Annotated in this window: 18 protein-coding genes; 11 read left to right on the top strand and 7 right to left on the bottom strand. The window is 62.4% G+C overall.

Features of this window, described 5'->3' with window-relative positions; all coding sequences use genetic code 11:
• Positions 1-4 precede the first annotated feature (4 nt).
• The 4 genes from xdhB to EPK99_RS08960 all read right to left on the bottom strand — a co-directional run bounded on the left by xdhB (position 5) and on the right by EPK99_RS08960 (position 5,859).
• Complete coding sequence (gene xdhB / locus EPK99_RS08975) at positions 5-2,347, bottom strand: xanthine dehydrogenase molybdopterin binding subunit (RefSeq protein ID WP_128442692.1); 2,343 nt, start codon at positions 2,345-2,347, stop codon at positions 5-7.
• A gap of 216 nt (positions 2,348-2,563) precedes the next feature.
• Complete coding sequence (gene xdhA, locus EPK99_RS08970; protein ID WP_128442691.1) at positions 2,564-4,036, bottom strand: xanthine dehydrogenase small subunit; 1,473 nt, start codon at positions 4,034-4,036, stop codon at positions 2,564-2,566.
• Positions 4,037-4,100: 64 nt separating this feature from the next.
• Positions 4,101-4,877, bottom strand: a complete 777-nt coding sequence (locus tag EPK99_RS08965) for a 3-hydroxybutyrate dehydrogenase (protein WP_128442690.1) — start codon at positions 4,875-4,877, stop codon at positions 4,101-4,103.
• Positions 4,878-4,983: 106 nt separating this feature from the next.
• The gene (locus EPK99_RS08960) at positions 4,984-5,859 is read right to left on the bottom strand and encodes a GGDEF domain-containing protein (RefSeq protein WP_128442689.1); all 876 of its coding nucleotides are present in this window, start codon (positions 5,857-5,859) and stop codon (positions 4,984-4,986) included.
• A 199-nt stretch (positions 5,860-6,058) separates the two neighbouring features.
• Between EPK99_RS08960 and glpK the strand changes: the two genes are divergently transcribed.
• Together glpK and EPK99_RS08950 are read left to right on the top strand one after the other, a co-directional pair.
• Positions 6,059-7,546, top strand: a complete 1,488-nt coding sequence (gene glpK / locus EPK99_RS08955) for a glycerol kinase GlpK (RefSeq protein WP_128442688.1) — start codon at positions 6,059-6,061, stop codon at positions 7,544-7,546.
• 110 nt (positions 7,547-7,656) lie between these two features.
• Complete coding sequence (locus EPK99_RS08950) at positions 7,657-8,925, top strand: D-alanyl-D-alanine carboxypeptidase (protein WP_128442687.1); 1,269 nt, start codon at positions 7,657-7,659, stop codon at positions 8,923-8,925.
• Positions 8,926-8,948: 23 nt separating this feature from the next.
• On the opposite strand, the gene EPK99_RS08945 is transcribed toward EPK99_RS08950, so the two are convergent.
• Both EPK99_RS08945 and EPK99_RS08940 read right to left on the bottom strand, forming a co-directional pair.
• Positions 8,949-9,425, bottom strand: coding sequence for a GFA family protein (locus EPK99_RS08945; protein WP_128442686.1), 477 nt, complete (start codon positions 9,423-9,425; stop codon positions 8,949-8,951).
• A 42-nt stretch (positions 9,426-9,467) separates the two neighbouring features.
• Positions 9,468-10,175: a glutathione S-transferase N-terminal domain-containing protein gene (locus tag EPK99_RS08940; RefSeq protein ID WP_128442685.1), complete on the bottom strand. Its 708-nt coding sequence runs from the start codon at positions 10,173-10,175 to the stop codon at positions 9,468-9,470.
• A gap of 218 nt (positions 10,176-10,393) precedes the next feature.
• Here EPK99_RS08940 and EPK99_RS08935 point away from each other — a divergent pair, with 218 nt between their 5' ends.
• The 9 genes from EPK99_RS08935 to EPK99_RS08895 all read left to right on the top strand — a co-directional run bounded on the left by EPK99_RS08935 (position 10,394) and on the right by EPK99_RS08895 (position 19,808).
• On the top strand, positions 10,394-11,821 hold the full coding sequence (locus EPK99_RS08935) for a sensor domain-containing diguanylate cyclase (RefSeq protein WP_128442684.1): 1,428 nt from the start codon (positions 10,394-10,396) through the stop codon (positions 11,819-11,821).
• A 78-nt stretch (positions 11,822-11,899) separates the two neighbouring features.
• The gene (locus EPK99_RS08930) at positions 11,900-12,373 is read left to right on the top strand and encodes an SRPBCC family protein (RefSeq protein ID WP_128442683.1); all 474 of its coding nucleotides are present in this window, start codon (positions 11,900-11,902) and stop codon (positions 12,371-12,373) included.
• Positions 12,374-12,558: 185 nt separating this feature from the next.
• Positions 12,559-14,034, top strand: a complete 1,476-nt coding sequence (locus tag EPK99_RS08925; RefSeq protein ID WP_245582375.1) for a sensor histidine kinase — start codon at positions 12,559-12,561, stop codon at positions 14,032-14,034.
• Positions 14,021-14,437: a response regulator gene (locus EPK99_RS08920; RefSeq protein ID WP_128442682.1), complete on the top strand. Its 417-nt coding sequence runs from the start codon at positions 14,021-14,023 to the stop codon at positions 14,435-14,437. Before EPK99_RS08925 ends, EPK99_RS08920 begins: the two co-directional genes overlap by 14 nt.
• Before the next feature lie 80 nt (positions 14,438-14,517).
• Complete coding sequence (locus EPK99_RS08915) at positions 14,518-15,591, top strand: LLM class flavin-dependent oxidoreductase (RefSeq protein ID WP_128442681.1); 1,074 nt, start codon at positions 14,518-14,520, stop codon at positions 15,589-15,591.
• Between the two features lie 10 nt (positions 15,592-15,601).
• The gene (gene map / locus EPK99_RS08910; RefSeq protein WP_128442680.1) at positions 15,602-16,357 is read left to right on the top strand and encodes a type I methionyl aminopeptidase; all 756 of its coding nucleotides are present in this window, start codon (positions 15,602-15,604) and stop codon (positions 16,355-16,357) included.
• A gap of 108 nt (positions 16,358-16,465) precedes the next feature.
• Positions 16,466-17,641, top strand: a complete 1,176-nt coding sequence (locus EPK99_RS08905; protein WP_128442679.1) for a YbfB/YjiJ family MFS transporter — start codon at positions 16,466-16,468, stop codon at positions 17,639-17,641.
• Positions 17,642-17,770: 129 nt separating this feature from the next.
• A complete protein-coding gene (gene sbmA, locus EPK99_RS08900) occupies positions 17,771-19,051 on the top strand; it encodes a peptide antibiotic transporter SbmA (RefSeq protein ID WP_128442678.1) in 1,281 nt (426 codons plus the stop codon).
• A 541-nt stretch (positions 19,052-19,592) separates the two neighbouring features.
• Positions 19,593-19,808 (top strand): hypothetical protein, encoded by a 216-nt coding sequence (locus EPK99_RS08895; RefSeq protein ID WP_128442677.1) that lies wholly within the window; start codon positions 19,593-19,595, stop codon positions 19,806-19,808.
• 9 nt (positions 19,809-19,817) lie between these two features.
• Here EPK99_RS08895 and EPK99_RS08890 read toward each other — a convergent pair whose 3' ends face one another.
• Positions 19,818-20,807: a polysaccharide deacetylase family protein gene (locus EPK99_RS08890; RefSeq protein ID WP_128442676.1), complete on the bottom strand. Its 990-nt coding sequence runs from the start codon at positions 20,805-20,807 to the stop codon at positions 19,818-19,820.
• Positions 20,808-20,826: the final 19 nt, after the last annotated feature.

The raw sequence follows: 20,826 nt of genomic DNA, 5'->3' as shown, positions 1-20,826 counted from the left end.
CTCTTCATTCCCCTAGGGTTTTCAGCCGTTCCACTGCCATCAGAACCCGCTCCGGGGTCGCCGGTGAGTCGAGCCTCGGGCAGACGGCGTAGTCGGCCACGCTCGCGACCGCCATGGAGATCGCTTCCAGCACCGAGATCGCCAGCATGAAGGGCGGCTCGCCGACGGCCTTGGAGCGGCCAATGGTCGGTTCGCGGTTTTCCGACCAGTCGGCCAGCTTCACGTTGAAGATCTTCGGCCGGTCCGAGGCGAGCGGGATCTTATAGGTGGAGGGCGCGTGCGTCCGGAGCCGCCCCTTGTCGTCCCACCAGAGTTCTTCGGTCGTCAGCCAGCCCATGCCCTGCACGAAGGCGCCCTCGATCTGGCCGATATCCAGTGCCGGGTTAAGCGAGCGCCCGACGTCGTGGAGGATATCGGCGCGCTCCACCATATATTCGCCGGTCAGCGTGTCGATCGCCACTTCCGAAACTGCGGCCCCATAGGCAAAATAGTAGAACGGGCGACCCTTGCCCGCCTTGCGGTCCCAATGGATGTCGGGGGTCTTGTAGAAGCCGGCGGCCGACAACTGGACGCGGTCGTAATAGGCGGCCCGCACAAGCGTGTCGAAGGGCACGATATCATCGCCGACCCGCACTCGGTTCGGCAGGAACTCCACCTGTGCCTTGTCCACCTTCCACTGACGGCTGGCGAAATCCACCAGCCTCTCCTTGATCTGCCGGGCCGCGTCATAAGCGGCCATGCCGTTCAGGTCCGTGCCGGAGGAGGCGGCGGTGGCGGAGGTATTGGGCACCTTGCCGGTTGTGGTGGCGGTGATCTTCACCCGGTCGATATCCACCTGGAAAGCGTCCGCCACCACCTGCGCCACCTTCGTATAAAGGCCCTGGCCCATTTCGGTGCCGCCGTGGTTCAGGTGGATCGAGCCGTCCTGGTAGATGTGGACGAGGGCGCCTGCCTGATTATAGGCGGTCATGGTGAAGGAGATGCCGAACTTCACCGGCGTCAGCGCAATGCCCCGGCGGATGACGGGGCTGTTGGCATTGAAGTCGATGATGGCCTGGCGGCGCGCTCGATAATCCGAGTTAGCTTCCAGTTCCTCCACGAGCCGCATCAGGATATTGTCCTCCACCTCCTGATGGTAGGGCGTCAGGGTGCGGCCGGAACCGGGCTCGCCGTAGAAGTTCAGCTTGCGGATATCGAGCGGGTCGCGGCCCACGGCATAGGCGATCTCCTCGATTATCCTTTCTGCGCCCAGCATGCCCTGCGGTCCGCCGAAACCGCGAAAGGCGGTGTTGGAAACCGTATGGGTCTTCAGCGGTTGCGAGGCGAGATGGACATGCGGGTAGAAATAGCTCGAATCCGCATGGAAGAGCGCACGGTCCGTGACCGGGCCGGACAGATCCGCCGAAAAGCCGCAGCGTGCCGCGTAGAGCGTATCGACCGCATGGATGCGGCCTTCCTCGTCGAAAGCGACATCGTAGTCCACGCGAAAGTCGTGCCGCTTGCCTGTCATCGCCATGTCCTCGTCGCGATCAGGACGGAACTTGACGGCGCGGTTGAGCTTCTTGGCGGCAACGGCCGCGAGCGCTGCAAACTGATTGCCCTGCGTCTCCTTGCCGCCGAAGCCGCCGCCCATGCGGCGCGTCTTCACCTCAACCGCGTGCTGCGGGCAGCCCATTACATGCGCCACCATGTGCTGCACTTCGCTTGGATGCTGGGTCGAAGACCAGACGACGAGGTCGTCGTCCTCGCCGGGAATGACCAGGGCGATATGGCTTTCCAGGTAGAAATGTTCCTGGCCGCCGATCACCATCGATCCCTGGATGCGCAGGGGCGGCTTGCCGATTTCCGTTTCCGGGTCGCCGCGCTTCAGCACCATGGGCTCGACCACCAAAGGGGCGCCGTTGTCGCGGGCGCTGTCGATGTCGGTCCAGTGCGGCAGGTCGCGATATTCGATCTTCGCCAGCCGTGCCGCCCGCCTTGCCTGGTCGCGGGTCTCGGCGATCACCGCGAATATCGGCTGGCCGTGGAACTGCACCAGGTCTGTCGCCAGCAGCGGCTCGTCCCGCTGGCCGGTGGAGGCGACGTCGTTGAAGCCGGGAATGTCAGCGGCGGTGATGACGGCGACCACACCGGGCGCTGTTTTCACGGCATCGAGATCGATGGAAACGATCTGCGCATGGGCGCGGTCCGAAAGCCCCAGCCCGCCATGCAGCAGCCCCGCGGGTTCTGGAATATCGTCTATGTATTCGGCACTTCCGGTGACATGTTTATGTGCAGAATCATGTTGCAGCGACGTGTGCATGGGGCCGTTGATGACAGGCTGGGTGTCGAAGCTGGACTTGTCCATCAGCGGGCTCCTCCGCGTTCTTTGGAGGCTGCCGAAGTGTCATCCGTATAGCTCCCCTCATTCCTGTGCTTGTCACAGGAATCCAGCCAAGGCGCGTCTGCGCCTTGAACGAACGTTTTGTGGTCAGTGGGTCTTTGGCGCCCAAGGACTTGGGCGCGCTGGATTCCTGTGACAAGCACAGGAATGAGGGAGATTGGGGGAGCAATGGTTTTCATACTACGCCTCCTCCAGCTCGAAGCGGCTTAGCTCCTGGCTCTGGCCGGCGGTTTCCAGGAAGAAGCGGGTCAGCAGGTTCTTGGCGGCAAGGCTGCGGTATTCCGCCGTTGCGCGCCAATCGGTGAGCGGCTGGTAGTCTTCGCCGAACGCCTCCCGGACGGCAGCAATGGTGCTCCAACTCCAGATCTGGCCTGTCAGCGCCTGTTCCACATGGGTCGCGCGCTTCGGGATTGCCGCCATGCCGCCGAAGGCGATGCGGATCGCGGCAACGCGGCCCTCGCTATCCAGCGACAGGTGGAAGGCGCCGCAAAGGGCGGAAATATCCTCGTCGCGGCGCTTGGAGAGTTTGTAGACGGCGAAGTAGTCGATCTCTGCCGGGCGCGGCACGAAGATCTTTTCCACGAATTCGCCGGGCAGACGGTCCTGCCTGCCATAGGCGAGGAAGTAGTTTTCGAGCGGCATGCTGCGGCGGCCCGAGTGAGACCGCAGCGTCAGTTCGGCGCCGAGTGCAATCAGCGGCGGCGGCGTGTCGCCGATCGGTGAGCCGTTGGCGATGTTTCCGCCGATCGTGCCCATATTGCGCACCTGCGTGCCTCCGATCCGGTCGATGAGGCGGCCAAACGCGGGAATTTCCTCCGCCAGCGTTTCATGGGCGCGGGTGTAGCTGACGCCGGCGCCGATCGTCAGTCCCGTCTCGTCCACGGCAATTGCCTGCAGCTCGGTCAGGTGATTGATGAAGACCACGGGATTGATGATGCGCATCTGCTTGGTGACCCACAGGCCGACATCGGTGGCGCCGGCCACCACGGTCGCATTCGGCTCTTCCGCGAGAATTTCGGCAAAGGCCTCGATCGAGGTGGGTACGATGGAGCGGGCTCCATCTTTTTCGACTACCATTGTTTCGGGTTCGGAGCGGATCGACCACAGCCGTGCCAGGATCTCGGCCCGGTCGCGTTCCAGCGGGTCGAAGAGGGCGCTCGGCCGCTCCTGCGCCACCTGCTCGGCCGCCCGCACGATGGGCTCGTAGCCTGTGCAGCGACAGAGATTGCCCTGGAGCGCGCTTTCAATGTCCTGCCGGGTGGGCTCGTCGTTGGAAAGCCAAAGGCCATAGAGCGACATGACGAAGCCCGGCGTGCAGAAACCGCATTGCGAGCCGTGACAATCCACCATGGCTTGCTGAACCGGGTGCAGCGTGCCATCCTGTGCGGCCAGATGCTCGACGGTGACGATATGCGTCCCGTGCAGCGAGCCCAGAAAACGGATGCAGGCGTTGACGCTCTCATAGCTCAGGCCGCGATCGCTCAGCCGGCCGACCAGCACTGTGCAGGCGCCGCAATCGCCCTCAGCGCAGCCTTCCTTGGTTCCCGTCAGCCGCCGCCTCAGCCGCAGGTAGTCGAGAAGCGTTTCCGTGGGTGAGAAATTGCCCAGGGTCACGTCCTGCCCGTTCAGGATGAAGCGGATGGCTGCCGTCATGTCTCTCCTTCGTCCGCCGTTGCCGGCCTTGGGCTCACATTCCTCATGTGTCGCGCATTCGACTCTATTGCGCGGTCCAGCCGCCGTCTATCGAGATATGCGTTCCGGTTATGCTCCTGGCCGCATCGCTGGCGAGGAAGATGGCCGTGGCCGCCACTTCCTCGATCGATACGAATTCCTTGGTGGCCTGCAGCCGCAGCATAACCTCGCTCTTCACCTCGGCTTCCGAAATGCCACGTTCCCGGGCCGTGTCGGGGATCTGCCTTTCCACCAAAGGCGTCAGTACATAGCCCGGGCAGATGGCATTCACCGTGATCCCGAACTCCGCCAGTTCCAGTGCGGCCGTCTTCGTCAGGCCGAGAATGCCGTGCTTTGCGGCGACATAGGCCGATTTGAACGGGGAGGCGGCCAGCGCATGGGCGGAGGCGACGTTGATGATCCGTCCATAGCCGGCCCGCTTCATGATCGGGATCGTATGGCGCATGGTGTGAAAGGCCGAGGACAGGAGGATGGCAATCAGCTGATCCCATTTGTCAGGCGGGAAATCCTCAATCTTCGCAACGTGCTGGATGCCGGCATTGTTGACCAGAACGTCGATCGTGCCGAACGTTTTCTCGGCCGTGGTGATCAGGTCCTCGATTTCCGATGGTTTTGTCATGTCGGCCGGATGGTAAAGCACTGTGCCTTCCCCCAGTCCATCGAGCTCGCGCAGCGTCGTCTGGATTTCCTCCGCCGGGCCGAAGCCGTTGATCACCACATTGGCGCCGTCGGCCGCAAAGGCGCGGGCAATGCCCAGCCCAATTCCGCTGGTGGAGCCGGTCACCACTACCGTTTTTGTCATCCGCCTGCCTCCCTGCCATGGCGGCGTTCTGCTGCCGTTCTGCTGCGCCGCCCTTTTAGCAGGTTATGCGCAAATCAGGCAGGCTGGCAATCATGCGAAGGCGGTTCTACCGGTCGCTTGCAAGCTGCGCGGCATCCGCAATACGGTTGCGGCCGGTGCGCTTGGCATCGTAAAGCGCTTTGTCCGCCATGGACAGAATGTGTTGGAGGGCGTCTCCCGGAGCGGCCTCGTAGATGCCGAAGCTCGCCGTGACACTGCCGGGCGGCAGGGGTAGCATCTCCAGGGCGGCAAACGCCTTGCGCAGCCGCTCTGCGATCATGAGAGCATCGGCGCGCCGGGTTCGCGGCAGCACGACACAGAATTCCTCGCCGCCGATGCGGGCCGCAAGATCGTAACGACGCAGATGGGTGCGCACCAACTGGGCGACGGCAACCAGCACCTGATCGCCGACATGATGGCCATGGCTGTCGTTGATGGCCTTGAACAGGTCGAGATCGAACAGAACTACCGACAGCGGTTCCGCCTGACGGGATGCGCGCGCCAACTCGTCATCCACTCGTTCCGATAGCCAGCGGCGGTTGCCGAGGCCTGTAAGGGCGTCGGTGGTGGCCTGGTGGTGAAGGCGCCTCACGGCGCCGTCCATGCGGGTCACCATGGTCGAGACGGCGGCCGTCACTGTCCCGATCTCGTCCTCGCTTCTGGCAGCAAGGTTCAAGGAGCCGCCATTGGCCTGATAGGTTTCTACTGCGCTTGCCAGTTCCTTGAGCGGGCGGATGAGCCACCAGAGGCCGAGAAAGCAGAGCCCCGTGCCGGCCACGGTCGCAATCAGCAGCAAAAAGAGAAGCGGCATTGGCTCCGCGCCGAAGCCACTGCCGAGATAGGCGATGACGGCAATCAGCGGCATGTGGACGCAGACGAAGCAAAGGGTGAAGATCTTCAACGTCAGCGATCTGCGCAGGATACGCAGTATTCTTGTCGGCATCGGGACTCGTGGCCTCCTTCTCAACATCAAGGCCAGCAGAAACTAGGTCCGGCACTCGAAAAGGAAAGTTGGTGGCGGGCTTCAAATCCTCGCCGCTGTTGCCCTGCCGCCGTTTGGTCGGCTGCGCTTTTCGTTTGACAGGCTCCGACCGCTTCTGGTCAAACCCTTGGCCAATGGATGCGACCTGGGGAGGAGCGGCATGGCGGGTTATGTTCTGGCAATCGATCAGGGGACGACATCGACAAGGGCGATCGTCTTCAATGGCGAGATGAAGATCGCCGGCATGGGCCAGAAGGAATTCAGGCAGATCTTTCCGAAATCCGGCTGGGTGGAGCACGATCCGGAGGAAATCTGGGACAGCGTGGTCTGGACGGTCAAGCAGGCCCTGAAGGAGGCGAGGCTAAAAGCTTCCGATATTGCCGCGATCGGTATCACAAATCAGCGGGAAACCGTGGTCGTGTGGGACCGGGAGACCGGTAAACCCATCCACAACGCCATCGTCTGGCAGGACAGGCGCACGGCGCGCTATTGCGAGACGCTGAAGCGCCAGGGGCTGGAAAAGCTCTTCACGCGCCGGACCGGCCTGCTGCTCGACCCTTATTTCTCCGGCACCAAGCTTTCCTGGATGCTCTCGAACGTCAAGGGCGCGCGGGCGCGGGCCGCCAAAGGCGAGCTCTGCTTCGGCACGATCGACACTTTCCTCATCTGGCGGCTGACGGGCGGCAGGAGCCATGTCACCGATGCCACGAATGCCTCGCGCACGCTGCTCTACAATATCGGTGACAATTGCTGGGACGAGGATCTGCTGGAGGTGCTTCGCGTGCCGGCGGCCATGCTGCCTGAGGTCAAGGATTGCTCGGACCATTTCGGCATCTGCGACGAGGGATTGTTCGGCGCGGCCATTCCGATCCTGGGCGTTGCCGGCGACCAGCAGGCGGCGACCATCGGCCAGGCCTGTTTCGAGCCCGGCATGATGAAATCGACCTATGGCACCGGCTGCTTTGCGGTGCTGAACACCGGCACGGATCTTTGCCGCTCCAAGAACCGGCTGCTCACGACCATCGCCTACCGGCTCGACGGCGAGACGACCTATGCGCTGGAAGGCTCGATCTTCATTGCCGGGGCCGCTGTCCAGTGGCTTCGGGACGAGCTGGGCATCATCGAAAAAGCGAGTCAGTCCGGCGAGTTGGCGGCGGAAGCGGATCCTCAGCAGGAGGTTTATCTCGTGCCTGCCTTCACCGGTCTTGGCGCGCCTCACTGGGATGCGGAAGCGCGGGGCGCGATCTTCGGCCTGACGAGGGCCACCGGCCCTGCGGAGCTGTCGCGGGCGGCACTCGAAGCGGTCTGCTACCAGACGCGAGACCTGCTGGACGCCATGCGCAAGGATTGGCGCTCTCATGGCGGGGAGACGGTGCTGCGGGTGGATGGCGGCATGGTCGCGTCCGACTGGACCATGCAGCGGCTTGCCGATCTTCTCGACGCGCCGGTGGACCGTCCGACCATTCTCGAAACCACGGCGCTTGGCGCTGCTTGGCTTGCAGGCTCGAAGGCAGGCGTCTGGCCCGACAGGAAGGCATTTGCCGAAAGCTGGGCCCGGCAGCGGCGTTTTGAACCGCAGATGGACGAGAAGACCCGCAGCGCAAAACTGCGCGGCTGGAAGGACGCCGTGAGGAGGACGCTCACGTAATCGACGCGCCGGCGCAGGAAAACCCTCGGAAATATGACAGTATTCGTCGTCACGCCATTTTCACGCCAGCATCGGCAGCTTATGGTCCCGTCACATTAAGAGGGTGACTGATGTTTCGATTTGCGCGTGTCTTGGCTTTCCTGATCCTGGCCGGCTCCGGTCTTGCGGCAGGAAAGACTGAGGCCCAGGCGGGCTATGCCCATTTCATCTATGATGCGACAACGGGCAAGGTTCTGACGTCCGAGAATGCCGATGTGATCAATCACCCGGCCTCGCTCACCAAGATGATGACGCTCTACATCACCTTCGAGGCTCTGAGGCAGCGCAAGATCTCCTGGGACGACCAGATCGTCATGACCCAGAATGCGGCGAGCAAGATCCCCTTCAAGCTCGGCGTCAGGCCGGGCCAGCCCATCACGGTGCGCGAGGCGGTCTATGGCATGGCGATCCGTTCCGCCAACGACGCGGCGGCCGCCATGGCCGATCATCTCGGCGGCTCGGAGGACCGCTTCGGCTCGATGATGACAGCCAAGGCGCGGACGCTCGGCATGAGCCAGACCGTGTTTCGCAATGCGTCCGGCCTGCCGGATGATGCCCAGGTAACGAGTGCGCGCGACATGGCGACGCTTGCCATGGCGCTGATCCGCGACTACCCGGAAGAGTACAAGATCTTCTCGATGCGCTCCTTCCAGTTCCGCGGCAAGAAGATCCCAGGCCACAACAACCTGATGTACCGATATCCGGGCATGGACGGCGTCAAGACCGGTTTCGTCAACGCCTCCGGCTTCAATATCGCCAGCGCGGTGACGATCAACGGCCACCGCATCATCGGCGTGATCATGGGTGGCAAGAGCGCCCGCAAGCGGGACGACCAGATGGCGGCGCTGCTCGACCAATATGCGGCGGGCGGGGGTTCCATGGTGGCCAAGGCACCGCAGACGGTCCAGCCGGACACATCGCTTCCGGCTAACCAGCCGCCCGGCGTCGCAGTTGCGGCGGCTCCTGCCGCAAGGCCTGCACCGGATGGCGCGAAGGTCCTCTCCTTTGCCGCGCCGCGCAAGGAAATCATGCTCGGCAGCCCACCGGTCACGGCCTCGCTTGGCGATCTCGACAGTCAGGCCAGGAATATCCGTGCGGCCGAGTGGCGCATACAGATCGCAGCGGCCGGAACGCAGGAAGCCGCACTTGCGCTTCTTCAGCGGGCCATGCCGATCCTGTCGGGCAGCTATGCTCAGGCCTCGCCCAGCGTGGAAGGCTATACGGATGCGGGCCGCGAGTATTACCGCGCCCGGTTTGCGGGCTTTGCCTCCAAGGATGCCGCCAGCGGCGCCTGCGCCTTGCTCAAGGCGAAGTCGGTCAACTGCGTGGTGGTGCGATAAAGCGGCAGGCTTAGCGGAGAATATCAGGCCACGCTGCCGGAAGCTTCCTCACGCGCGGCGAATTCCCTGATCAGTCCTTCATAGGCTTCGAAGGGCGGGAAGGCGTCGTAGGAGTAGACTGCCGACGTTGTGGCCCATGGCAGCTTCTCGCTGACATAGGTTTCCACGAACGGCTCGAACCAGCCAGCATCGTCCAGCATGGTCGGGCGCAGGTTTATGAAAGCGTCCACGCTGACCATGCGGCTGAAGAGCCAGCTTTTGCAATGCGGGCAATGGTAGTGGTTAAGCTGCGGCGAATGCATACCGCCGATTACCGGCTCTCCCTGTAACACCTCGAAGCCTTTCGTTGGAATGGCTGCGGAGAGCGAATAGGCGCTGGCGCTCATCTTCTGGCAGCCGGTGCAGTGGCAGGCCATGGTGAGCAGAGGCTGCGCCTTTATCCGCAGCCGGATCTGGCCGCAGCGGCAACCGCCTTCAAGAGGAAGCGTGGGTTTGGACAAGGTAGGACTCCGGCATAGGTGGTTTACGGGGACGCGCTGTCGTCAGGCCGGACGCTTGGGGATATCCAGCCCGCGTTGCACGGCCGGACGGGCCAGCGCCCGCTCCAGCCATTGCGGCACCCGCTTCAGTTCGTCATAGGCCACGAGTTCGCCGGCACCATAAAAGCCGATAAGGTTGCGGACCCATCCGATCATCGAAATATCGGCGATGGTGTATTCGTCGCCCATGATCCAGTCGCGGCCCTCCAGGCGGCTCTCGATAACCCGGATCAGGCGATGGGATTCCTTGGCGTAGCGGTCGCGCGGACGCTTGTCTTCGAAGTCCTTGCCGGCGAATTTGTGGAAGAAGCCGAGCTGACCGAACATCGGACCAAGTCCGCCCATCTGGAACATGACCCACTGGATGGTTTCGTAGCGCTTCGCCGGATCGGAAGGCAGGAGTTTTCCGGTCTTTTCGGCCAGGTAGAGCAGGATCGCGCCGCTTTCGAACAGGCCGAGTGGCTTGCCGCCTGGGCCATCCGGATCGATGATCGCGGGGATCTTGCCGTTGGGGTTGAGCGCCAGATATTCCGGCCCCCAGGTCTCGTCGGCGCCGATATTGATGAAATGCGGCTCGTAGGGCAGGCCGATCTCTTCCAGCATGATCGACACCTTGACGCCGTTGGGCGTCGGCGTCGAATAGAGCTGCAGGACGCTTGCGTCCTTCGGCGGCCACTTGGCTGTGATGGGAAAGGCGGAAAGATCGGCCATGGGAACTCCTGCGAATTTCTCGCGCGACTATAGCGATCGAAGCCGCAGGCGCCAGCGTCATCTCGGCCTTCGGCAGGAGGCGATGACGCGCAATGCACTGTTAATGCGATGCAAAGTATAAACCCCAAAAGCGGATGGGCGCTAACGGGGTCGTAAGCCTCGCAAGTCTATATTGCCGCCACCACACTCGTCCCGGTCTCTGAGGAGAGCCATTCACCATGCGCTTCATACAGCTCAGACTGGTCGGGCCGGCCATCATCGGTGTCGCCCTGCTGATTGCCGGGCTGGCGACCATTCCTTATTTTGCCGTCGCCCGCATCGACGCGGAAGCGCGAGAACGGCAGGAAAAACTGGTCAGCGGAAATGTCGGCCTCTGGATCAAGGACATCGAGTTTTCGCTGACTGCCTGGACCGTCTGGGACGAGGCCATCGCCAATCTCGACAACAAGTTCAATTTCGACTGGGCGGACCGCAATATGGGGGCATCCCTTATCGGGACCTCGCGCACCCGTTTTGCCGCGGTTCTCGACCCTTCCAATGCCATGTTCTATTCGCGCACGGACGAAAGCGTCCAACGCAACGGCTTCTTTACGCGCGGCGCGACCGCCATCGTGGCCGACGCCTCCAGCCTGGTGGACGAGGTGCGCCGGCGCGAGCAGGAGTCAAGAAAGGCTGGTATTCCCGATCAGCTCGCCAACAGTCGCATCGAGGTGCTGGGGGACGAAGCAGTGCTGTTGACGGCGGCCCTGTTCCAGCCGGATTTCGGCACCGCCAAACTTAAAGGCGACCGGGCGCCGGTGCTCGTTACCGCCATGCCGATCGCCGGAAGCCTGCAGAGCTTCTTCGGGTCCCGCTTTTTGCTCGACGATCCACATCTGAGTCTGCTGTCGGAGGTGACGTCCGACCGGGCGCGGGCCGACATTGCGGTCGGCGCCGATGGAAGGCCGGTTGTGCTGTCCTGGCGTTCACCGACGCCGGCTGCCGACATGATGCGGCAATCGCTGCCTTTCATCGTAGCCGTCGGCGTCTCGCTCGTCGCCTTCGCGGTATTCGCGCTGCGCGTATCGCAGACGGCGGCTCAGGCTCTGGTCGGACGCGAACAGGAGATGCGGTACGCGGCCACCCACGATTTCCTCACCGGTCTCGCCAACCGATCACGGCTGGACGCGGAATATATGCGGTTGAGGGCGCAGGGGCCTCTTGCGGTGGTCTGCCTCGACCTGGACGGGTTCAAGACCGTCAACGACACTTACGGGCATGCAGCGGGAGATGCCCTCCTGCAGGCGGTGGCGGGCAGGCTGAAACAGGGAGCCCGGAAAGGCGATCGGCTTTTTCGCCTGGGTGGCGACGAATTTGCGATCTTCATGCCACAGACGTTGCCGGAGGACGCGGTGCGGCTTTGCCAAAGCCTCGGCAGGCTCCTGTACCAGCCTTTCGACCTGCCGACGTGCCAGGTCACGATTGGAGCCTCGTTCGGCGTCCAGCATGTTTCCGATGATGCCGTCACCAGCGAGGCTGCTCTAAAGGCGGCAGATATGGCGCTCTACGAGGTAAAATCCGCCCGCCGGGGCGGGATGGCTTCTTTGCCCGGCGACATTCGCCAAGCAGCCGCGCCGGTGCGGCGACGAGTGAGTAAAGCTTCCTGATACTCGCTGAGCCCGCTGTTGACACCGGCGTATCCGGGGAGTCTCTTGAAGGAGGGAAGAATACCAGGAGGAGACGGCATGCTCACATCCGAGGCCACGACCCACTCGCTGCAGATCATACGGGAACTGGAGGCGACGGCCGATCAACTTTTCAAGGCGTGGACGACGCCCGAGCGAATGGGCGAATGGTTCTGCCCGAAGCCCTGGCGAGTGACGGAAGCCCGGCTCGACGTGCGGCCGGGCGGCAGCAGCTTCATCCTGATGGAGGGGCCGAACGGCGAGAAGGTCCCCAACCGGGGCGTCTATCTGGACGTGGTGCCGGGCAGGAAGTTGGTCTTCACGGACGCCTATACCAGTGCGTGGGTGCCCTCCGAAAAGCCATTCATGACCGGCATCATCGAATTCGAAGACCTTGGAAGCGGCAGAACGCTCTACACGGCGACGGCTCTCCATTGGAGCGAGGAAGACAGGGAGACCCACGACAAGATGGGCTTCGAGGAGGGATGGGGGATCGTCGCGACACAGCTGGAGGCGGTTGCGAGGACGTTCTGACGCGCTTCGGCATGGTCTTCTGCGCGAGCATATCTCGCTACGGTTCGCGCTGAGACAAGACTGCGGCGGCAGATCATCCGTCGCCGTAAAAATTCTGTCCTGCAACCGGCTTTTCGTGTTGGACACGGCCAAGGCCTGCCCTACCTCTCTCTCAACAAGCATGTAAAAAAAATGGGAGCGTTGGATTGGTTGCGCCACAAGAGCAACAGACGGAGAGCCTGGTCTTTCCCGCCGGTGGTGGCGAGACAGGCGAACTGATCCGGAACTTCGACTGGTCGAAGACGCCGCTCGGTCCGCTCTCCGGATGGCCCCAAAGCCTGAAGACCGTGACCAACATGCTGCTTCTCTCGCCGGTGCCGATCGTGCTCCTGTGGGGCGAAGACGGCATCATGATCTACAATGACGCCTATTCCGGCTTTGCGGGTAGCCGGCACCCGCAGCTGCTCGGCTCCAAGGTTCGCGAGGGCTGGGCCGAGATTGCCGATTTCAACGACAATGTCATGAAAGTGGGGCTTGCCGGCGGCACGCTCGCCTATGAGAACCAGCAATTGACGCTCTTCCGGCGCGGAAAGCCGGAGCCGGTCTGGATGAACCTCGATTATTCGCCGGTGGTCGATGAAAGCGGCAGGCCTCGCGGCGTCATTGCCATCGTGGTGGAGACGACGCAGGAAGTGCTGGGGCAGCAAAAACTGCGCCAGAGCGAGCAGCGTTTCCGGGCACTGACGGAGGCGACCTCCGACATCGTCTACCGCATGAGCCCGCACTGGACCGAGATCCGGCAACTCGACGGGCGGGGCTTTCTCACCGATGTGGCGAGCCCGAGCACCGCCTGGCAGGAAGAGTATCTTCTGCCCGAAGACCGGCCGGTTCTGCAGCAGGTGATCGATGAAGCGGTGCGCAGCAAGAGCGTCTTTCAGCACGAGCACCGGGTTCGCCGGACTGACGGCACGATAGGCTGGATCTTCTCCCGCGCCGTACCCATTCTGGACGACCAGGGCGAGATCGTCGAATGGTTCGGTGCCGCCTCCGACGTCACCGAACGGCGGCGCAACGAAGAATATTTGCGGCTGGTGGTCCACGAGCTCAACCACCGCGTCAAGAACAACCTCGCGATGACGCAGGCAATCGCCGCACAGACCTTTCGCAATGTCACGGACCTGAAGGAAGCGCAGGCGCGCTTCTCCGGACGTATGGTGGCGCTGGGGCAGGCCAACGATTTGCTGACGGGCGAGCGCTGGGTCGGCGCGTCGCTGCTGGGCGCGATCCGGCAGGCCATCCATCCGCATTGCCCGGAAGAACACCGATGCGAGACAGGCGGCCAGGACGTCAAGCTTTCGCCCAAGACCGCGCTCGCGCTGACGCTGGCCGCGCATGAACTGGCAACGAACGCTTTGAAATACGGAGCCTGGTCCGACGAGACGGGCAAGGTGGTCGTATCATGCTCCACCTACAAGGATAGCGACGGCAACGAACGCATCCGCATCGAGTGGCGCGAAAGCGGCGGCCCTCCCGTCCTGCCGCCGCAGCGGCGCGGCTTCGGGTCGACGCTGATCGAGCGTGGGCTGACGCGTGAAATGGGCGGCGAGGTCAAGATGGACTTCCAGCCCGACGGTCTGGTCTGCATCGTAGACGCGCCCGAGAGCCCCTATGCGAAAGGCTGACGGCTCGCTGCGAATCCTCGTGGTTGAGGATGAAATGACCATCGCCATGCTGGTAGAGGACATGCTTACCGAGCTTGGTCACCAAGTGATCGATCTTGCGATGCGGCTGCCGTACGCAGCCGAACTTGCGCGGACGGCGGCGTTCGATCTGGCCATTCTCGACATCAACCTGGATGGCCGCAAATCCTTTCCCGTTGCCGATATTCTCAAGGAGCGCGGCATTCCCTTCATCTTCGCGACCGGTTACGGCGCCGCCGGTCTCGATGCCGCCTATGTCGGGTATCCGGTGCTGACCAAGCCTTTTCTGGTCCAGGACCTCGGCGCTGCAATCGCGGGGCTCGGTCTTGATGGTTGTCGCGATGACGCCCGGCACTCGACCTCGCCCGGCCATCCAAATCCTTGAACAATTCGTTCGAGCATTTGAGGTTTGCACAGACGGTGTGTGGAGCTTATCTCAGCCGATCGACAAATGGGTTTGAAACGATGGAACTGGGGCTTCATACATTCGGCGACGTGGATGCGACCGCTGCCGACAAGGGTGCGGACGCGGCGCGGCGGATCAGGGATCTGCTCGAGGAAATCGAGCTTGCCGACCAGGTGGGGCTCGACATCTTCGGCCTCGGGGAACATCACCGGCCGGACTATGCCATTTCGGCGCCGGCCGTCGTGCTTGCGGCAGCGGCGGCGCGCACGAAGACCATCCGCCTGACCAGCGCCGTGACCGTGCTGAGCTCTGACGATCCGGTGCGGGTCTTCCAGCAATTCTCCACCCTCGACGCGATCTCGAACGGTCGCGCCGAGATCATGGCCGGCCGAGGCTCCTTCATCGAATCCTTCCCGCTGTTCGGCTACGACCTGGGCGACTATGACGCGCTGTTTTCCGAGAAGCTGGAACTGCTGCTTGCGTTGCGCGACCATGAGGACGTGACGTGGCAGGGCACGGTGCGCGCTCCCATCCATGGCCGGGGCGTCTATCCGCGCCCGGTGCAGAAGCCGTTGCCGGTCTGGATCGCCGTCGGCGGCACGCCGCAATCGGCGGTGCGGGCGGGTATGCTCGGTCTGCCGCTGGCGGTCGCCATTATCGGCGGCGAATATCCGCGATTTGCGCCTTTCTTCAAGCTCTACCGAGAGGCTGGGATGAAGGCAGGACACGACCCGTCTTTGCTCAAGACCAGCATCAACGTCCATGGCTTCATTGCCGATACGACGGAGGCGGCCGCCGATACGTTTTACGGGCCGCAGGCGCAGGTGATGGACCGTATCGGCCGCGAGCGGGGCTGGGGTCCGACCAACCGGGCGCATTTCGACCAGGCGCGGTCTCCGCTCGGCAATCTTTTTCTCGGTGAGCCGGAACTGGTGGCGGAGAAGATCATCGCCGCCCACAAGGTGTTCGGAATGGACCGCTTCCTGTTGCAGATGGCGATCGGCCCCATGCCGCACCAGGCCATCATGCGCGGCATCGAGCTCTACGGCACGAAAGTCGCGCCGCTGGTCAGAAAAGCATTGACCGGCTCAAGCGACAGGGCGAAACCGGCCATTTCGGGCGCACAGGCATGACAGGCTGATCATGGTTATTTCCACCGACGACGAATTGGCGAAGCTTAAGGAGATCGGCCGGCTTTGCGCGCTTGCCATGGAGACCATGGCGAAGTCGCTGGAGCCCGGCATAACTACGCGGGAACTGGATGCGATCGGCCGCAAGCTGCTGGAGGAAAACGGCGCGCTTTCGGCACCGGAGACCAGCTATAAATTTCCGGGCGCGACCTGCATCAGCGTCAACGAGGAAGTGGCGCATGGTATTCCGGGAGACCGGGTGATCCAGGCGGGCGATCTCGTCAACATCGACGTTTCGGCGGTCAAGGACGGCTTCTACGGCGATACCGGCTCTTCCTATGCGGTGCCGCCGGTGAAGCGGGAAATCGAGAAACTGTGCCGCGACGGCCGGCGTGCCCTGTGGACCGGTCTGCAGCAGGTGAAGACGGGAAAGCCGGTCGCCGGTATCGGCAATGCGATCGGCACGTTTGCCAGGAAGAACCGCTATACGCTGATCACCAACCTTTCTAGCCACGGCATCGGGCGCTCGCTGCACGAGGACCCAAAGGAAGTGCCGACATGGCCCGATCCGCAGGAGCGTCGGCAACTCGAAGAGGGGCTGGTGCTGACGGTCGAGCCGTTTCTGTCGCTCGGCGCCGAGTGGGCGGAGGATGGCGGTAATGGCGACCCATGGACGCTCTACAGCGATCCGAAGGCTCCGACCGTGCAATACGAGCATACGGTCGTCGTGACCCGCAACGGCCCGCTGATCCTGACGCTCGCCGCCTGAGGCCGGGCCATTTACCAGCCGCCGAGGCGCAGATCCATCAGCCGGCTTGATCGCAGCGATGACTTTTCTTTGCTTGCGGCGCCTCTTGTGCGGCGCGATAAGGTGCGCATGCTTCAGATGTCCTCCTCCTCGTCGGGCCGCCCCTTGCTGACCGGATTTGCCGGTGCCATCGCCATGGCCGCGGCTATGGGTTTCGGACGGTTCTTTTATACGCCGATCCTGCCGGGCATGATGGCGGGCATTCCGCTTTCGGCGGCCGATGCCGGCTATGTCGCAGCCGGCAATTTCGCAGGATATCTCGCCGGCGCCATCCTGTCGGCCTTCGGTTGGGCGGCAGGGCGGGAACGCCGGGTGGCTCTGGGAGGCCTGTTCGCCACCGCCGTCCTGCTGGCGCTGATGGCAGCTACGACCTCTGTGCCCGCCTTCATCGTCATCCGCTTCTTGGCCGGCCTTGCCAGCGCGCTCGCGATGATCTTCACCTCGTCCATCGTGCTGCCGCATGCGGCGGGCCGCAACATGGTCAGTGTGCTGCATTTCGGCGGGGTCGGGGTCGGCATCGCGCTGTCTTCGGCGCTCGTGCTTGCCGTCAACACGCTTGCCGGGGACGGCGCCCATGGCTGGCGGATCAACTGGCTTGCAGGAGCCGCAATCGTGCTCGCGGTATTCCTGATCGTCATCCGCATCCTGCCCCGCCCGATAGCCGGCGGGGCGAGGGTTGTGGAGCCTCCACTGGACTGGCGGCTGCCGTTGGTGCTGATCACCGCGTCCTACGGGCTGTTCGGCTTCGGCTATGTGATCACCGCGACCTTCCTCGTCACGATTGCCCGGCAGGGTGCGGCCGGACCTCTTGTGGAGTTTCTCGCCTGGTTCGTCACGGGCTGCGCTGCTGCGATTTCGCTGCTGGCATGGCAGCCGGCTGTGCGGCGCATCGGGCTCGCCAAGACCTATCTTGCCGCCATTCTGGCGCTCGCGGTCGGCGTCGTCGGTTCCGTCAGCCTGCCGCCGATGGAAGGCGCACTGGTCGGCGGCTTGCTGCTCGGCGCGACCTTCATGGTGGTCACGGCCTTCGGCCTGCAGATCGGCCGCAACCTGACACCGCAGAGCCCAAGGCGCGCCTTTGCCTTCATGACCGCTGCCTTCGGGACGGGGCAGATCATCGGGCCGCTTGTGGCCGGCTGGCTGGCAGAGTGGAGCGGAAGCTTCACGGCTCCCACGCTTGCCGCGGCCGGAGTACTGGTGGTCTGCGTGATCCTCGCTTTTCCGCTTGCACTCCGCAGGCTTTGAAAGCGCCCGTTACATTTCGTTAACAAAAACCCGCGGCCATTGCCGCTCCCTTGGAACTGCCTTAGTTTCCGGCTCAATCGTTGTTTTCGATAGTGTCCGCAGATTCGAACTCAGGAAAGCTCAAGCTTCGTGTTCTATTCCTTCTTTCCCCGGCCAAAACTGTTTTTCATATCGGCTGCTGTTTGGGCTGCTGTCTGCATTTTCGTCTGGTATGCCGCCGGGCCGCAAATGGGCACAGCACTTGGCATGCCTCCCCTTGCACCCGGTGAGCAGGCGCCGCTTGGACTTGCCTATTTCCTGACGCCGGACAATCTCTGGTTCTATCTGTACTTCACGATTTTTGTGCTGGTCTTCGGATTGGCGTGGAAGGCGCTCGACAGGGGACATCCCTGGTCGAACTGGTCGATTTGGGGCTCGGCCTTCATCATCTTCATCGCCTATTTCGTGGTGCAGATCTCGGTGGCGCTGAACAACTGGCGTGGGCCGTTTTTCGATCTGTTCCAGCGAGCGCTTGAGAAGCAGCCCGGCATTACGGCCTGGCAGTTCTACGATTTGCAGTTACGCTTTCTTGAGATCGGCATGATCTCGGTTGCAATGAACATCATCACGTCTTTCTTCACCAGCCACTATGTTTTCCGCTGGCGCACGGCGATGAACGATTTCTATCTGTCGAAATGGGACAAGCTGCGTCATATCGAAGGCGCCTCGCAGCGTATTCAGGAAGACACGATGCGCTTTGCCAGTATCGTTGAAAGCCTTGGCGTCTATCTTGTAAATTCGGTGATGACGCTGGTCATCTTCCTACCCATCCTGTTCCAACTGTCGGGAAATGTCTCCGAGTTGCCGATCTTGGGCGCGATCCCGCATTCGTTGTTCTGGCTGGCATTGCTTTGGTCGGTCTTCGGTACGTTTCTGCTTGCCGTCGTCGGCATCAAATTGCCAGGGCTGCAGTTCCGCAATCAGCGCGTCGAAGCTGCGTTCCGTAAGGAACTCGTCTATGGCGAGGATCACGAGGACCGTGCCCAGCCGCCGACAATGCAGGAGCTTTTCGCCAACGTGCGTAAGAACTATTTCCGTATGTATTGGCATTACACCTACTTCAATTTTGCCCGTTACACATTTGGCCAGCTCGATGGGCAGGTCCTGACCTTCATGCTGATCCCGACCATCGTTGCGGGCAAGATCACAATGGGGTTGTGGCAGCAGATCGCCACTGCTTTCGGTCAGGTGAGCGACAGTTTCCAATATCTTGTCGCCTCCTGGTCGACGATCATCGAGCTGTTATCGATCCGCAAACGTCTGGTCGCATTCGAGGCTGCCATCGATGACCAGCCGCTGCCTGGTATCGACCAGCGCTATCTGGCCCGGGAAGAAATGGACGGCGGGATCGCAGCCGACAAGCCGTATTAATCGAGAGAGATTTCCAGCAGTTTTGGCCGCGCCGGATCGTCAGTCCGGCGCGGTTCTGCGTTTGGGGATCGGCAAGAGCAAGGGCGTGCCGATCCTTGGGAACGGGGCAGGCGGGGTATTAGGTATTGAGGGTGGTCGGGTTTTGCCTGCCCCGGCCGCTTGCGCCGTCCTTGGAGGATTTCCGAGCCCTCCTCGACTTGGCGCTCACAACCATCATCGGGAACCGGCTCCTTGGGAACCTTAAGGGGGAGGCCGGTTCGCGAACCCGGTTTCCCACCCGATGACAGGGCGATTATAGGTAACCTTGCCGGGGCGGGGAAAAAGGCCAGCGCCGATCCGCCAGATGATATTGATAGGTCAGCCGGATCTTTCGCGAGCGACGGCGGAACGTCCCCGCTATTGCGGTGCCGTAGTAGGCCGCCGCCGTTTACCCTGTTCGAAGTTAGTACAAATAGCGGTATTTATTTACCCGGTCTTTACCATAGGATGTCTACCGTCAGGTGTGCCCAATGAGTGGGTGTGCACCAGCTATGGAATCAACATGTACGTTGTGTCAGTGCTCGATAATGGCGACCTGCGGACTTTCGTGTCGCAAAGCCTCAAGATCCTGGACAGGGTCGTCTACGCCGTAGTGCGTGGTTCGGAAAAGCGTTTTCCGCTTTCGGAGATCGTGGACATCGTGCCCGTAAGCACGGCCCCGACCAAGGTTCCCGTCACCGTGGCGACGCCGCGGATGATCACCACCCAGATCCAGTAACGTGGCAGATCAGAGTCCGGAGGTTTCCGGCCGCTTCTCGCGTTCCTTCAGCATACGGATTGCTTCCGAATAGCTGACGCAGGCGACGTCCGCGCGGCTGCAGACGTCGGTCACCAGCCTCTCCATTGCCCGCCAATAGGCGCCGTCGTTCATCTCCACGAAATGCAGGCCGATCTGCAGCGGAATGCGTTCGCCGTCATACTGTTTGTCGAAGGCCGCCTTGAAGGCCGAATAGGCACGCTCCTCGTAGTCGGCGGCATGTGCGGGGTCGTTGACGCCCTTGGAATGCCGGACGAAGAGATTGTAGTCCATGGCGATGATGGGCTTGGCCGACGGGCCTTCCGGAATGAGCGGCAGACCGAAGCGCAGGAGGCTGTTTTCCTGCTGAGGCATGGCGGGACCTTTGGTCACGAGGCTCGCGTCATAGGCGATGCCGGCGGATTTCTCGGCCTCCACCATGCCGGCGCTTGTGGAAAAGTAAGGCGCGCGGAAGCCGCGAATGCCGTTCTGGACGAAATCCTGCCAGCCTTGCGGCTCTTGTGCTGCGACGCCGAGCCGCGTCCAGGCATTGCCCAGCACTTCGCGGAAGGTGTGGAACTCGGCGGTCCAGTCGCTCGCGGCCCAGTCCTTGCCGTCGAAATGGCCGCAGGTGTGGCTTGAAATGTCGTGGCCTTCGAGATGCGCCTGCCAGATGTGCTGCAAGCGCCCGCGGGCTTCTTCTGCGGTCTGGGCGAAGCCGATATTGGATTTGCCCGGCTTCTGGTGCGGCCCCTGATAGATTTTGGCGTTGGCGCGGTCGATCAACAACGTGCAGGACAGGAAATAGCTGAAATGCGCATTGTTGCGCTTGGCGATGTCGCGGCTCCTTTGCCAGAGGGCATTCGGGCCTGCGCCATCGAATGAGATCATCACCAGCTGCTTCGGCTTCTCCTCGGCCCGCGCACCGGCCGCAAACATGCAGGCAGCCATGACAAGGGCGAGAAGGGATGATGGACGCATGTATCGACTTTCCTTCAGA

Origin of the sequence: Neorhizobium lilium (assembly GCF_004053875.1) — a bacterium.
GTDB classification, from domain to species: domain Bacteria; phylum Pseudomonadota; class Alphaproteobacteria; order Rhizobiales; family Rhizobiaceae; genus Neorhizobium; species Neorhizobium lilii.
The sequence above is the reverse complement of the archived record's forward strand: the minus strand, read 5'-3'. Positions and strand labels throughout refer to the sequence as shown.

Bases quoted from the DNA above. Each gene is read 5' to 3' on its own strand.
- xdhB (WP_128442692.1), bottom strand. From the start codon at position 2,347: ATGGACAAGTCCAGCTTCGACACCCAGCCTGTCATCAACGGCCCCATG.
- xdhA (WP_128442691.1), bottom strand. From the start codon at position 4,036: ATGACGGCAGCCATCCGCTTCATCCTGAACGGGCAGGACGTGACCCTG.
- EPK99_RS08965 (WP_128442690.1), bottom strand. From the start codon at position 4,877: ATGACAAAAACGGTAGTGGTGACCGGCTCCACCAGCGGAATTGGGCTG.
- EPK99_RS08960 (WP_128442689.1), bottom strand. From the start codon at position 5,859: ATGCCGACAAGAATACTGCGTATCCTGCGCAGATCGCTGACGTTGAAG.
- glpK (WP_128442688.1), top strand. From the start codon at position 6,059: ATGGCGGGTTATGTTCTGGCAATCGATCAGGGGACGACATCGACAAGG.
- EPK99_RS08950 (WP_128442687.1), top strand. From the start codon at position 7,657: ATGTTTCGATTTGCGCGTGTCTTGGCTTTCCTGATCCTGGCCGGCTCC.
- EPK99_RS08940 (WP_128442685.1), bottom strand. From the start codon at position 10,175: ATGGCCGATCTTTCCGCCTTTCCCATCACAGCCAAGTGGCCGCCGAAG.
- EPK99_RS08935 (WP_128442684.1), top strand. From the start codon at position 10,394: ATGCGCTTCATACAGCTCAGACTGGTCGGGCCGGCCATCATCGGTGTC.
- EPK99_RS08930 (WP_128442683.1), top strand. From the start codon at position 11,900: ATGCTCACATCCGAGGCCACGACCCACTCGCTGCAGATCATACGGGAA.
- EPK99_RS08920 (WP_128442682.1), top strand. From the start codon at position 14,021: ATGCGAAAGGCTGACGGCTCGCTGCGAATCCTCGTGGTTGAGGATGAA.
- EPK99_RS08915 (WP_128442681.1), top strand. From the start codon at position 14,518: ATGGAACTGGGGCTTCATACATTCGGCGACGTGGATGCGACCGCTGCC.
- map (WP_128442680.1), top strand. From the start codon at position 15,602: ATGGTTATTTCCACCGACGACGAATTGGCGAAGCTTAAGGAGATCGGC.
- EPK99_RS08905 (WP_128442679.1), top strand. From the start codon at position 16,466: ATGCTTCAGATGTCCTCCTCCTCGTCGGGCCGCCCCTTGCTGACCGGA.
- EPK99_RS08895 (WP_128442677.1), top strand. From the start codon at position 19,593: ATGTACGTTGTGTCAGTGCTCGATAATGGCGACCTGCGGACTTTCGTG.
- EPK99_RS08890 (WP_128442676.1), bottom strand. From the start codon at position 20,807: ATGCGTCCATCATCCCTTCTCGCCCTTGTCATGGCTGCCTGCATGTTT.